Source organism: Haloarcula sp. HT12 (genome assembly GCF_055271655.1).
Map to the genome: position 1 here is coordinate 531,039 of NZ_JBUXKW010000004.1, position 13,830 is coordinate 544,868.

Genomic DNA, 13,830 nt, shown 5'->3' on the forward strand with positions numbered 1-13,830 from the left:
TTACTCCGTCTTGCGCACGTAGTGCTTGTACACGTCGTCGCCCTCCGCCTGATCGACGAGTTCGACGCCTTCGGTGCCGGACGCCCAACCGTCGATATCGCTCATGCTTCCCGGGTCAGTCGCCAGCACTTCGAGGACCTCACCCTCGGCGAGGTCGTCGATTGCGCCTTTCGTCTTCACCACTGGCATGGGACACGATGCACCTTTCACGTCGAGCGTCTCCGCGATGTCGAATTCAGCGTTCATTGGTTATCTGCTCCGTGAGTCTGTATTGGAGCTATTGCACAATATCCCCTCCGCAAGTAAAAGATTGTCGATTCTTGTACTTATTACAAACTACTCTACTACTCTTATACGCGGTCAAAGCCATTATTTCAGGGATTTAGGGGGGTTTCGTACCAATTTATCCCAACTTTTCCGTTGTTAGTATTGTCTAGAAAGTGAATTACTATGCAAACCCTTTTGTGCATCCGGCCGGTAAGACTGACTGCATAACATGAACGCTGACGACTTCCCGACTCCGGACGCCGACGTGGCCTCAGTCGACCCGGAAACGCTCAAAGACCGCATCGACGCCGGCGAGGACGTTACGCTCCTCGACGCGCGTATGCAGTCTGACTACGACGAATGGCGTATCGACGGCGACAACGTCACGTCGATCAACGTTCCCTATTTCGAGTTTCTCGAGGACGACATCGACGAGGATGTCCTCGATCAGATCCCCGACGACCGCGAGGTGACCGTCCTGTGCGCGAAAGGCGGCGCCAGCGAGTACGTCGCGGGGACGCTCGCCGAACGCGGCTACGACGTCGACCACCTCGAAGACGGCATGAACGGCTGGGCGAGCATCTACGAGGCCGTCGAAGTCGAACGCTACGACGGCGCCGGCACGCTCCTGCAGTACCAGCGCCCCTCCTCGGGCTGTCTCGGCTACCTGCTGTACGACGACGGCGAAGCCGCGATCATCGACCCGCTGCGGGCGTTCACCGACCGCTATCTCGATGACGCCGACGATCTCGGCGTCGATCTGCAGTACGCGCTGGATACGCACATCCACGCCGACCACATCTCTGGCGTTCGCGACCTCGACGCGGCGGGCGTCGAAGGCGTCATCCCCGAGGCCGCCGTCGACCGCGGCGTCACCTACGCCGACGAGCTGACCACGGCCGCGGACGGCGACACATTCGGCGTCGGCGACGCCACCATCGAAACCGTCTCCACGCCCGGCCACACGACCGGAATGACCTCCTACTTGATCGGCGACAGCCTGCTCGCGACCGGCGACGGACTCTTTATCGAGAGCGTCGCCCGCCCCGACCTCGAAGAGGGCGACGAGGGCGCGCCCGACGCTGCCCGGATGCTCTATGAGTCCCTCCAAGAGCACGTGCTGACCCTGCCTGAGGACACGCTGGTCGGCGGCGCACACTTCAGCGACGCCGCCGAACCCGCCGCGGACGGGACGTTCACGGCACCAATCGGCGAGCTCGTCTCGGGAATGGACGCGCTCACGATGGACGAAGACGCCTTCGTCGAGCTGATCCTGTCGGATATGCCGCCCCGGCCCGCCAACTACGAGGACATCATCGAAACGAACCTCGGCCAGAACGCCGTCGACGACGAGGAAGCGTTCACCCTGGAACTCGGCCCCAACAACTGTGCCGCCAGCCAGGAATCCCTCGCGGGTGACTAACGACGCCGATGGTTGCTGACCCAGTACTGCTCCAAACGGCTGCCGAACTCTTCCCCAACGGGATCAGCCGGTACGCCGTCGGCGGACTGCTCGTCGGCCTCGGGACCGTTCTGATTTACCTCGGAACGGGTATCCCGGCCGGAGCGAGCACGTTCCTGGAGTCGACGCTGTCGTACGTCTCCGACCAGTCGCGGTTCCAGCAGTACATCGGATCGCGAGACTGGCGGCTCGTGTTTACGGCCGGCATCATCCTCGGTGGGCTGGCCTTCGCGGCGACGTTCCAGTCCGGGCTGATATCGAGCTCGCTGTACGAACCCGGAACGACCGGCCAGCTGTACGAGGTCGCCGGCGTGACGCTCTGGATGACTGACGTCCAGCCGTGGCGGCTGTTCGTCGGCGGTATCCTGGTCGGCATCGGCACTCGGATCGGCAAGGGCTGTACGTCGGGCCACGGCGTCTGTGGCGTCGGTTCGGCGTCGAAGACGTCGCTGGTCGGCGTGGTGACGTTCCTGACCGTGGCGATCGGGACGGCCCAGATCGTGGCCGCGCTGGGGGTGAGCCCATAATGGCGGACAGGCATCCGCTGTTCAAGCCGCTGATCTTCGTCGGCGGCCTGGTCTTCGGATTCGGACTCGGGTTCAGCCACATGGCGCGTCCGGAGGTCGTGTTGAACTTCCTCAAGTTCGACGATCTTGGCCTCCTGTTCGTGATGTTCGGCGCCGCAATCGTCTCCGGGATCGCGTTCGCCCTGCTGCCGCGGATTCGGGACGCCGCACCTCTCACGGGCAACCCCTACGAGCGCCGGCTGAAGCCGTTCGACCGGAACGTCCTCGTCGGCGGCGCCGTCTTCGGGGTCGGCTGGGGGCTGTCCGGCATCTGTCCGGGCGCGGCGTACGCAAGCCTCGGCGTCGGCAACGTCACGATCCTGTGGGCGCTCGCCGGGATGTTCGTCGGCGCGTACGCCCAGGGCTACTGGCGGAGCCACAGCCAGGCACGAGACACCACCACGACGGGCGCAGACTAACCCACGTATGGACCCCGCTCTCATCGCCCTCTTCGTCGCTGCAGCACTCGCCAGCCTGTTCATGGCGTGGGTCATCGGTGCCGGTTCGAGCGGTGCCACCCCGTTTGCCCCCGCCGTCGGCGCCAACGCCATCCCGACGATGCGCGCCGCGCTACTCGTCGGCGTTTTCGGCTTCGTCGGCGCTGTCGTGCAGGGCGGGAACGTCTCGGAAGCCATCGGGAGCGGGCTCGTCGGCGGTATCAGCTTGCCCGTCGCCGGGGTCATCCTCGTGCTCGTGCTGGGCGCGGGGCTGATGGCGGTCGGCATCACGACCGGCTATCCGATCGCGACCGCGTTCACCGTGACCGGCGCTGTCATCGGCGTCGGCCTCGCCCTCGGCGGGACACCGGTCTGGTCGAAGTACCAGCAGATCGCCGCCGTCTGGGTGTTGACTCCGTTCGTCGGCGGCGGCCTCGCGTTCACAATCGCGAGCCTTCTCCCACGTCCCGATGTCCCCGAACGATACAGTATCCCGGTCCTCGCCGGCCTCGTCGGAGCCGTCCTCGTGAACGTCCAGTTCAGCTTCCTCGGTGAGGGGAGTGCGGCGGGAACCGTCCGCGGTGTCGGACAGCAGGTGTTGGCAGTCGACGGGCTCGTGTCGGCGGTCGGGATTACCGGCCTCGCGGTACTGGCCGTCGCAGCGGTCGTCTGGTGGGACGTGAGCCGCGACGAACACGGCGGCCTGCGTCGGGTCCTGCTGGCGCTCGGATCGTTGGTGGCGTTCTCCGCGGGCGGGAGTCAGGTCGGGCTCGCCGTCGGCCCGTTACTGCCACTGCTTGACGAGGTAGGGATGGTTTCAACGTTCGCTGTGCTCGTCGGAGGCGGTCTCGGGATGCTCGTCGGCTCGTGGACGGGAGCGCCCCGGATGATCAAGTCGCTCGCCCACGACTACTCGTCGCTTGGCCCGCGGCGATCCATCTCGGCACTCGTGCCATCGTTCCTGATTGCACAGCTGGCCGTCCTGCTCGGCGTTCCCGTCTCGTTCAACGAAATCGTCGTGAGCGCCATCATCGGAAGCGGTGCGGCGGTCGGCGGCCGTGCGGCGGTCGACGTACGGAAGATCCTCCTGACGGTGGGAGCGTGGGCCGGATCGTTCGCTCTCTCGTTCGTGCTCGCGTACGCGGCCGCGTTTCTGCTACTTTGACATCCTCCCCGCGCTGAAGCGCGAGGCTTTCTCCTCGATTCTTCGTAACCCGCGACCGGGGTGACCATATCCCCCGCTCGGTCCGCGATCGAGCCGTCATTTCACGCGGAAACACTTTCCCCGAAGAGGGCCGTAGTCGAACGCGTCAGGCACGTAGTCGAACGCGTCAGGCGGAGACGGCGCACGCGAGGGAGGTGACGAGCGACAAACTGGACGCGACACACGTCAGAAACCATGGTCAAAACAATCACCGCGGAACAACTCGCGGAGAAGACCGACGCGAACGAACGGTTCACACTCGTCGACACACGCCCCGAAGACAGCTACGAGGCTTGGCACGTGCACGACGCGAAGAACGTCCCCTACGACCCGGACGAAGGACTGAGCGAAGACCCACTAACCGGAGCGAACGCGCCGGGCGTCGGTCAGCCGGTCGTCGCTATCTGCGGCAAGGGTCTGACGTCGACAGCGTTCGCGTTCGAACTCGAAGCGTACGGCTACGAGGACGTCTCCGCCGTCACCGGCGGCATGGAGGAGTGGAGCAAACTCTACGAGGCCGTCCCCATCGAGACGACCGGTGACGACCTCATCCTCCGTCAGATCCAGCGACGAGCGAAGGGCTGTCTCGGCTACCTCATCGGCTCGAAGGAGGCGGGAGAGGCCGTCGTGGTAGACGCCACCCGACAGACCAACCGGTTCAAAGTCGCCGCTCAGGACGCCGGGCTCTCGATAAGTCGCGTCATCGATACGCACGTCCACGCCGACCACATCTCGGGCGGCCCGGCGCTCGCCGACGCGATCGGCGTGCCCTACCACCTCGGCGACGCGGCCAGTGAGCGCGGCGTCCAGTACGAATACGAACCGCTCTCGGACGGAGCGGTCATCGAGGTCGGCGACGTCGAAATCGAGGCGCTGCACACGCCCGGGCACACTTCGGAGATGATGAACTACCTCGTCGACGACGAACTCCTGTTGACGGGCGATACGCTGTTCGTCGACTCCGTCGGACGGACCGAACTCCAGTTCGGCGAGGACGACGCCTCCCGTGGAGCGGAGCTGCTGTACGACTCGCTCCACGAGACGATCCTCGAGCTCCCGGACGACACGACGGTCCTGCCGGGCCACCTCACCGTCACGAGCGACGGCCGCTACGAGAACGGCTCACCGGGAGAGCCCCTCGAGGCCCGGGTCGACGACCTCCGCGACGAGCTCGACTTCCTCGGACTGGACCGCGACGCGTTCGTCGAGCGCTTGACCGAGGACTCTCCGGAGAAACCCCCGAACTACGAGGCGGTCATCGCCATCAACACCGGCAGAGACGCCGTCAAAGACGAGAGCGAAGCGACGGAACTCGAACTGGGGCCGAACAACTGCGCCGCGTAGATTACAGGGATGCAAGTCGGAAGCCAACGACTTCGGTCGTGGGCCACTGACTGACGGCCGATTGGTCGGTCACACTCGGGAGCCTCATATCGGTCACGCCGTCGAGCGTCATGACACGATTCTTCGATCTGCGCGTACGGTAGAAGCTCCGGACGAGCACCGATCGATTTCTGTAGCCGTTCGGGCGTCGTATGTTCTCTGTAAGTTATCGGTACTCCGACTGAAGTTACCGGAATATAGTATTGTATAATAATCCCAAAACCGTTATAGCCACGAAGCAGGTAGGGGGTATTGAGTAGAAATGTGCCAACAGCGAATTACCGAATTCGAAAGTCGGAGAGAGAATCGATGGCGGGACTAGAGATTCCCACGTGGGACCCGGAGACGGCCTTGCTCATCGGTACGATTCTACTAGAAGCGATCGTGCTGTACGTGGGCTATGGTGGTCTCGAACGGCTCTTCGAACCCTATCTCATGAAACTCCTGGCCGGAGGTGAAGCGAGTGTTCAGTAGTCTACTCGATGGGCTCGGGATCCTGGAGACGAGTCCCGAGATGCTGGTACTGTTCGTCGGGTTTGGTCTCGTCGTCGGGGTCCTGTTCGGGTTCTTCGGCATGGGCGGGTCCTTCCTCGTCACTCCTGCCCTGTTGATGCTGGACTATCCGGCGCCTGTCGCAGTCGGCAGCGGGATGGCGTTCGTCTTCGGGACGGCCGTCATCGCGACGCTGAAACACCACGATCTCGGGCAGGTCGACTACAAACTCGGCGCGATTATGATCACCGGGACGACTATCGGCATCGAGGCCGGTCGCGCCAGCGTCTACTACCTCGAATCGCTGGGGCTCGCTGGTGGAATCATCAGCGTCGCATATGTCGTTTTGCTCGGCGGTGTCGGGGCAATGGTGACCCGTGATGCATTGAACGGTGACGGTGGGAGTGGGACTGACCACGAGGCAGCTGACAAAGCCCTCAGCGAGTACGAGATACCTGAAACCGCCAAGACGATCCAGCAGACTGTTCGCGTTCCGCCGATGGTGACGCTTCGCGGCGACGTCCGTGTTTCCGCGTGGGTCATTACGGCCGTCGCCTTCGCCACCGGCCTCCTGTCGGGCTTCCTCGGCGTCGGTGGCGGCTTCATCCGGATGCCGGCGATGATTTATGCGATCGGTGTCCCGGTGCCCGTCGCCGTCGGCACTGACCTCTTCGAGATCGTCTTCTCCGGTGGCCTCGGGAGTTACCTCTATGGACAGGGCGGCGGCGTGAACCTCGGTATCGTCGCTCCGCTGCTGTTCGGGAGCGCACTCGGTGCGCGTGTCGGGTCCGCTGCGACCGCGGTCGTCGACGCTGATGGCATCAAGATTTACTTCGGCGGGATGCTGTTGATCGGTGCCGTCGCGGTGGGTATCGGCGAGATCGGATCCTACCTCGGCAACCCGACTCTCGAACTGCTTGGGTTAGTGCTCGTGATCGGCGCGGCAGTCGCCGTCGCCTTCGCGATCCTCTACACGACGGTCGCTTCGCTCCGTGAGACGCGTCGCCGGGCGACTACAGTTGCCGACTGATTTGTTTTTGCTCCAATCCGGTTCCCAGTCGAGGTGAACTGTCCGTCGACCGTGAGAGCTTTTCAGGGTACCGCTGGATTACTTACACGGTATTGCTGTCTCCCCCGCCATAGTCAACCGCAAAATTGTGCAATCTGCACAAAATTCTTTTAATGACTCAGTACCTACATAGCATCGATAACAATGCCAGATTCGATGTCTGAACAGCTCCGTCGGGACATGGAGTGCGAGGGGCTCCTGGAGTGCTTCCACGGCCTCAAAGAGCTCGATAAGGAGTGTTTCCAGGCGCTCGTCACGTCCGAAGAACCGCTGACCGTCAACGAAATCGCCGATGCAGTCGACCGCGAACGCTCGACCGCCTACCGTTCCGTCCAGCGGCTGCTGCAGACCGGCTTCATCGAGAAAGACCAGATCAACTACGACCAGGGCGGCTACTACCACGTCTACTCGCCGACGGACCCCTCGAAGATCGCCGACGACATGCAGCGCCTGCTCAACGACTGGTACGCGAAGATGGGTCAGCTCACCCAGGAGTTCGAGGCCAATTACGAGCAGTCCGAGACTGCGACGCCAGCCGCCGAAAGCTAATTCGTCCACTTCTCTCTCTCGGGTTCAATTCTGCTGGACAGTGAGATGCGTTTTTGCGTGAAACAATGGTACGACCGCTATTTCACGCCGACATCTGGTTTTGAGTAGTATTGTATACTATTCCCAAAACTCTTAATTAGTGCTGGTGCATACGTACTGATGATGGCAACTGATACTGCATCCGACGCTGGTACCGCGACCACGAACGAACCGCTCTACGTCGACGGACAGTCCCAGCTCGACGACGTCGTCACAGCGCACGACGTCGTCCTCGTGGACTTCTACGCCGACTGGTGTGGCCCCTGCCAGATGCTCGAACCGATTGTCGAGACGCTGGCCGCCGAGACTGGCGCGACCGTCGCCAAAGTCGACGTCGACGCGAACCAGCAACTCGCCGGTGCATACGGCGTTCGGGGCGTTCCAACCCTGATTCTGTTTGCCGACGGCGAGCAGGTCGAAGAGATCGTCGGGCTCCAGGGTGAAGACCAACTCCGCGCGCTCATCGAGAGCTACACCGAATAACTGACACATGACAGCCACGACCTCGTCATCGCTGGTTCGGGCGTTGCCGGCCTCTCGGCGGCAGTTTATGCCGCACGGGCCGACCTCGACCCCCTCGTCCTCGAGGGTGACGAGCCCGGTGGCCAGCTCACGCTGACGACTGACGTCGAGAACTACCTCGGTTTCCCCGACGGTGTCGGCGGGATAGATCTTATCCAACGCGGGAAAGCGCATGCCAAACAGTTCGGTGCGCAGTTCCAGCACGGTCGCATCAAGGACGCGATTCTGGATGCCCAGCCGCTAGGGCTGTCGGTGTCGACCGGCGAAGGATCCACACAAGATCGGTGATCGACGAAGGCGCTGGGCTGACTTTCCTGATGCCAACCTCGTTCCTCCGGGGGGTCGCTCTGATCGCCGCCACGCTAATTATGCTGTACAAAACGCTCACTCAGGACCCAACAGCTCCCAGAGACGGCCCGACTCCGACTCCCATAGCTGATGATTGACCAGTCGATACGTCGACCCCAGAGCACTGGCTAGCTTGTATTTATTTTCGGGAAGCCGTGTGCGGCTTTATCCGTGATACAGATCGCGACGCCGAGCAAGAGAAGCACCAGCATCTGGCACTTTCGTGCGTCGTCAGTGCGCCTGCTTCGTCTGGTTTGGGAACTAATCAGCCCCCCGCCCTCGACAGTCGACAAACAGCAAACGAGAAATACACAAAATAAGCTCACATCTAATTCTTTATGGATAGAAAAAGTTAACAATATGTATGTGTAGGTGTAATGCATGGGTACGTCTAACAGTGGACGCGGTCGGCGGTCGTTCCTGAAAATTGCCGGCGCGACAGGCGCGACTGGTCTCAGTAGCCTGGCCGGCTGCATCGCCTTCAACGGTAGCAACAGCTCGGACACGGTCACTATCGCGGCCGCAGTCCCGGAAACCGGACGGTTGGCCCCGGTCGGTAAGGAAATGCTCACCGGTTACGAACTCGGCGTGGAAGCGCTCAACGAGCGCGACACTCTCGACCAGGAGGTCGAACTCCTCGTCAGGGACGACGAAAGCGATCCGACCGTGCTCCGCCAGCAGCTCCAGCAACTCACTAGCAACAACACTGTCGACCTGATCTGGGGGAGTTTCTCCAGCCCGCTCGTCATGTCTGGATCGGCGTACGCGGAGAACAACGGGTTACCGTTCCTCGCAGTCGCCACCTGTTATCAGGAGCCCCTCGTCACGGGAGAGAAAGAGTGGACGTATACGCCGTTCCCGAAGACACGCGATGTCACGCGTGCGACGACGAGAATGCTGGAATTTATCCCGGAGAACGAGCGCCCGCAGGCAGTCGGTATCTGGGAGGAGAACTCAGGCTGGGGCGCTGAGATGGCCGAGGCATGGGACACGAAGCTTTCCGAGGCTGGCTACGACATCACGATGCGGAAGACGTACAACCCCGGCAACGAGGACTTCTCGACGCTCATCTCACAGACCGAGAGCGCGGGGGTCGAAGCGCTCGTGGCGTGCCCGCAGCCGCCTGACGGCATCACCGCGATGAACCAACTGAACAACTCCGACTACATGCCCGATTTCATCGAGTTCGTGCGCGCCTCGGACCCGCAGGCGTGGTGGTCTGCGCTCGGTGAACAGGGGAACTACGTCACGATGTGTCCGGGCTGGGCACCCGGGATGACCGGGAACGGGAACGAGGAGTTCCTGAGTACGTACGCCGACCGGAACGACGGCGAGAAACCGCGCGTGATGGTCGGCGTCGGCTACAACCTCGCACAGACCACTGGGCAGGCGTTGGCCGCCGCCGAGACCTCCGACCCCGAGAGCCTGCGGACATCGCTTGACGAGACGGAATTCAGCACTGTCATCGGGGACTTCAGTTTCGACCAGTACGGGATGCCCATGGAGGGCCAACTCTCGGCCGCGAGCGCACAGTGGTGGGACGGCGAGCAACGCCTCGTCTATCCGCAAACCGAGCAGGCCGCCGAGCTACAGTACCCCATCGAGTGATAGCTGGAAGTTACGTCACCGACCAGACGGAGCGTGGTTCCGGCTGTGGGAACGAGTCGAAGGGCCTTCCATTCACAGTGGGATGCTGTAGCACGAATGCGTCCGTGGTTGGATTCGCCCGCAATCGTGTCGGTGTCGTGCTCGGTGACACTGGCATCGATTTATCTCTTATAGTTAAGTAAATAGGCTTGTTAATCAAACATCGTAACCAATAGTTTAAATTGAATGCTTACCTTGTGTTCTTACGATGGGAGCGAACGACATAGAAGATGTGACCGTACTCGGTGCGGGTAGCATGGGTCACGGTATCGCTGAACTCGCCGCTATTGCGGGCTACGACGTGGTACTCCGGGACATCAAAGACGATCTCGTCGATGACGGCCTCGAACAGATCGAGTGGAGCCTCGGGAAGCTCGAAGAGAAAAACAAACTCGAAGAGCCGGCCGACGATGTCCGCGCCCGTCTCTCCGGCGAGACGGACCTCGAAGCCGCTGTTGCCGCCGCGGACCTCGTCATAGAAGCGATTCCCGAAGACCTCGATTTGAAGCGTGAGACGTTCGGGGAAGTCGACGACTACGCGCCCGACCACGCCATCTTGGCGTCGAACACGTCCGGTCTGAGCATCACCGAAATCGGGGCCGCGACTGACCGCCCCGAACAGGTCGTCGGCGCGCACTTCTTCAACCCACCCGTGAAGATGGACCTCGTGGAGGTCGTCCACGGCGAGCGGACCAGCGAGGCGACCCTCGAAGCCATCCACGCGTTCGTCGACGACCTCGACAAGCGCGCCATCGACGTCAAGCGCGATATCCACGGCTTCATCGTGAACAACGTCATGCTGCCGTTCATCGAGGAGGCGGCTTGGATGTTCTCGGGCGACGAGACCACGGTGCAGCAAGCCGACGCGGCGATGGTCTACCAGCGCGGCTACCCGATGGGGCCGTTCGAGCTCGCAGATTACACGGGCATCGACATCGCCTACCACTTCCGACAGGACACGGATCTCAACTCGCCGCCCGTCATCGCGGAGAAGGTCGGCGAGGCGGACCTCGGGAAGAAGACCGGGCAGGGGTTCTACGACTGGGAGGCCGAGGGCCCGAACTACGAGCCCGGCGATGGCGACGGCTTCGACTGGCTGCGCATCGAGGCGCGGATGGTCAACGAGGCCGCGAAGCTGGTCGGTGGCGACGTCGCGACCCCCCACGACGTCGACCTCGGCAGCCGCCTCGGCGCGCGCTTCCCCGAGGGCGTCTGCCGTCTCGGCGATCAGCTCGGTCTCGATAACGTGCTCGACAAGCTCGATGAACTCCACGAGGAGACGAGCTCGAATCGCTTCGCGCCCGCCGACTACCTCGTGGAGCTCGTCGAGAGCGGCCACACGGGCGTCGACGCCGGCCGCGGCTTCCACGACTACGCCGGGGACGGCCCCTACCAGTACATCAACAAGGAGGTCACCGAGCGCGGCGTCCTCGAAATCGAGTTCGACCGCCCGGAGCGGCTGAACGCGTTCTCCGAGACGATGTTCGGTGAGGTGAAGGAAGCCCTCGACAACGCCGATACCGACGAGGTGTCCTGCGTGGTGTTCTCGGGCGCCGGGCAGGCGTTCAGCTCAGGCGCGGACATCACGGGCTTCATGGCTTCCGAGCCGACGGAGCTGATGGATGTCGACGAGACGATTCAGGCCATCGACGAGTTCGAGCGCCCGACGCTCGCGCGCATCGACGGCTTCTGCCTGGGCGCGGGGTTCGAAATCGCGCTCGCCTGCGACCTCCGGCTCGCGACGGAGGACTCAACGTTGGGCGCGCCCGAGATCAACCTCGGTCTCATCCCGGGCGGCGGCGGTACCCAGCGGCTCACCCGCATCGTCGGCGAGGGCCGTGCGAAGGAACTCGTCTTCCGGGGCGAGCAGATCTCTGCCGAGCGGGCCGCCGACTGGGGGCTGCTCAACCGTGCCGTCTCCACAGAGGAGTTCGACGCGGTCGTCGAGGAGTTCGTCGACGACCTCGCGAACGGCCCGAAGACGGCGCTGAAGGTCGCAAAGCGCGTCATCGACGACGGACAGGACGCCAGCCTGCAGGCCGGCCTCGACTCGGAGAGCCAGGCCTTTGGCCTACTCACGACCACGGAGGACATGGTCGAGGGCGTGACGGCGTTCAGAGACGACCGCGAACCGGAGTTCGAGTGATGACCCGGAACGCTGCAATCGTCGGCGGCGGGCACGCGGACTGGGGGAAGCGTGAGGCGACCTGGAAGGACCTCGCACAGGAGGCCGGGAAGGCCACCTTCGACGACGTAGACGGGCTCGGACCGGACGACGTCGAGGGGCTGTTCCTCGGCGCGGTCCAGCCCGAGCGGTTCGCCTTCCAGAGCCACGTCGCGCCGCTGGCGGCCGAGCTCCTGGGCGTCCACGCCTCGAAGATGATCTCCCGGACGGAGCTGGCCTGTGCGAGCGGGCAGGCCGCGCTGCGGTACGCGTGGCTCGCCATCGCCGCCGGCCAGATAGACGTCGCGCTCGTGCTCGGCGTCGAGAAGATGAACCTCGGCGACGGCCACATGGAGGAGACGCAGTCGAGCATGTCGAACGTGCTCGACCGCGAGTTCGACGGCGTGAACGGTCTGAATGCGCCGTCGTTCTTCTCGATGTTCGCCCAGCGCCACATGCACGAGTACGGCACGACGCGGGAGCAACTCGCGAAGGTGAGCGTGAAGAACAAGCGTCACGCCGCGAACAACCCGTACGCGCAGTTCCAGAAGGAAGTCGACGTCGACGACGTGCTTGACTCGTACCCGGTCGCGCCGCCGCTGTGCCTGCTGGACTGCAGCGGCCTCACGGACGGTGCCGCCGGCCTCCTGCTCGTCAGCGAGGAAAAGGCCCGCGAGCTCACGGACACCGCGGCGTATGTCACGGGCAGCGGACAGTCTTGCATGGCGAGCAACTCTATCAACAACCTCCCGTCGCTGTCGGCGTGGCCGCAGGCGACGGAGGCCGCCGAACAGGCGTACGAGCAGGCGGGCATCGACGATCCGGTCGAAGAACTCGACGTGGCGGAGATCCACGACTGCTTTTCCATCAGCGAGATCATCGAGTACGAGGACCTCGGTTGGGTGGAGAAAGGCGAGGGGGGCCAGTTCATCGAAGACGGGCGCAGCGAACTCGACGGCGACATCGCTGTCAACCCTCGCGGCGGGCTCTTAGGCTGTGGACACCCGCTGGGGGCAACCGGCGTCTCGCAGGCGCTCGAAGTGTACAAGCAGTTCACCGGCGAGGTTGAAGCCGCCAGACAGGTGCCGGACAGCCCGGAGACCGGTCTCATCCACAATCTCAGCGGCAGCGGCAGCGTCCACAGCGTGATGACGCTCGCGAGGGGGCCACAATGACTAACGACACCGACCACACCGACGATGAACCGCCGCGGAAGACGGTTGCAGTGCCAGAGACAATCGAGATGCCGCGTCTGCTGGACTTCTACGACATGCAGGACGCCGACCACACCCGGATTCACGAGTTCTACGACCGCCTCCGGGAGGGGTCGCTGTCCACGACGGCGTGTCGGGACTGCGGCGAGCGCCACTTCCCGCCGCGCGTCGTGTGTCCGGAGTGTACGAGCGACGACCTCGAATACACCTCGCTGCCCCACGACGGCACGCTGTTTGCGTTCGCCGCCGTCAGGGGGAGCGGCCCACTCGGGATAGACACGCCGTTCGTTACCGGCGTCGTCGACTTGGACGGCGTAGACATCCAGTTGTCCGCCCGCATCGATGGCGTCGACTACGACGACCTTGCCATCGGCGACCCCGTCACGCTGCAAGTCGTAGACATCGACGGCCCGACCGACCAGAACAGGGTGTTTTATCGATTTACACCACGGGATGATACAGCATGA

General features: G+C 63.2%; 14 protein-coding genes and 1 pseudogene. 14 read left to right on the top strand and 1 reads right to left on the bottom strand.

What is annotated here, in order from left to right:
• A complete protein-coding gene (locus ACY9XZ_RS15570) occupies positions 1–246 on the bottom strand; it encodes a sulfurtransferase TusA family protein (RefSeq protein WP_463457935.1) in 246 nt (81 codons plus the stop codon).
• A gap of 250 nt (positions 247–496) precedes the next feature.
• On the opposite strand from ACY9XZ_RS15570, the gene ACY9XZ_RS15575 reads away from it, so the two are divergent.
• From ACY9XZ_RS15575 to ACY9XZ_RS15640, 14 genes and pseudogenes are all read left to right on the top strand, one after another.
• The gene (locus ACY9XZ_RS15575) at positions 497–1,690 is read left to right on the top strand and encodes an MBL fold metallo-hydrolase (RefSeq protein ID WP_463457936.1); all 1,194 of its coding nucleotides are present in this window, start codon (positions 497–499) and stop codon (positions 1,688–1,690) included.
• Between the two features lie 8 nt (positions 1,691–1,698).
• Entirely contained in the window at positions 1,699–2,256 is a 558-nt protein-coding gene (locus ACY9XZ_RS15580) for a YeeE/YedE family protein (protein WP_463457937.1), read from the top strand.
• A complete protein-coding gene (locus ACY9XZ_RS15585) occupies positions 2,256–2,714 on the top strand; it encodes a YeeE/YedE family protein (RefSeq protein WP_463457938.1) in 459 nt (152 codons plus the stop codon). The genes ACY9XZ_RS15580 and ACY9XZ_RS15585 overlap by 1 nt, the downstream gene beginning before the upstream one ends.
• A gap of 7 nt (positions 2,715–2,721) precedes the next feature.
• A complete protein-coding gene (locus ACY9XZ_RS15590; RefSeq protein ID WP_463457939.1) occupies positions 2,722–3,897 on the top strand; it encodes an anion permease in 1,176 nt (391 codons plus the stop codon).
• Between the two features lie 234 nt (positions 3,898–4,131).
• Positions 4,132–5,280, top strand: a complete 1,149-nt coding sequence (locus ACY9XZ_RS15595) for an MBL fold metallo-hydrolase (protein ID WP_463457940.1) — start codon at positions 4,132–4,134, stop codon at positions 5,278–5,280.
• Between the two features lie 348 nt (positions 5,281–5,628).
• Positions 5,629–5,793 carry a DUF7512 family protein gene (locus ACY9XZ_RS15600; protein ID WP_463457941.1) on the top strand — a complete coding sequence of 55 codons (165 nt, stop codon included), beginning with the start codon at positions 5,629–5,631 and terminating at the stop codon, positions 5,791–5,793.
• Entirely contained in the window at positions 5,783–6,841 is a 1,059-nt protein-coding gene (locus ACY9XZ_RS15605; RefSeq protein ID WP_463457942.1) for a sulfite exporter TauE/SafE family protein, read from the top strand. Before ACY9XZ_RS15600 ends, ACY9XZ_RS15605 begins: the two co-directional genes overlap by 11 nt.
• Before the next feature lie 183 nt (positions 6,842–7,024).
• On the top strand, positions 7,025–7,429 hold the full coding sequence (locus ACY9XZ_RS15610) for a helix-turn-helix domain-containing protein (protein ID WP_463457943.1): 405 nt from the start codon (positions 7,025–7,027) through the stop codon (positions 7,427–7,429).
• 162 nt (positions 7,430–7,591) lie between these two features.
• Positions 7,592–7,951, top strand: coding sequence for a thioredoxin (trxA, locus tag ACY9XZ_RS15615; protein WP_463457944.1), 360 nt, complete (start codon positions 7,592–7,594; stop codon positions 7,949–7,951).
• Positions 7,952–8,257: pseudogene (locus ACY9XZ_RS15620) on the top strand (NAD(P)/FAD-dependent oxidoreductase); the annotation flags it as partial.
• 462 nt (positions 8,258–8,719) lie between these two features.
• Positions 8,720–9,946 carry a substrate-binding domain-containing protein gene (locus ACY9XZ_RS15625; protein ID WP_463457945.1) on the top strand — a complete coding sequence of 409 codons (1,227 nt, stop codon included), beginning with the start codon at positions 8,720–8,722 and terminating at the stop codon, positions 9,944–9,946.
• Between the two features lie 247 nt (positions 9,947–10,193).
• Positions 10,194–12,131: a 3-hydroxyacyl-CoA dehydrogenase/enoyl-CoA hydratase family protein gene (locus ACY9XZ_RS15630; RefSeq protein WP_463457946.1), complete on the top strand. Its 1,938-nt coding sequence runs from the start codon at positions 10,194–10,196 to the stop codon at positions 12,129–12,131.
• Positions 12,131–13,324, top strand: coding sequence for a thiolase C-terminal domain-containing protein (locus tag ACY9XZ_RS15635; protein WP_463457947.1), 1,194 nt, complete (start codon positions 12,131–12,133; stop codon positions 13,322–13,324). The genes ACY9XZ_RS15630 and ACY9XZ_RS15635 overlap by 1 nt, the downstream gene beginning before the upstream one ends.
• The gene (locus tag ACY9XZ_RS15640) at positions 13,321–13,830 is read left to right on the top strand and encodes a Zn-ribbon domain-containing OB-fold protein (RefSeq protein WP_463457948.1); all 510 of its coding nucleotides are present in this window, start codon (positions 13,321–13,323) and stop codon (positions 13,828–13,830) included. The genes ACY9XZ_RS15635 and ACY9XZ_RS15640 overlap by 4 nt, the downstream gene beginning before the upstream one ends.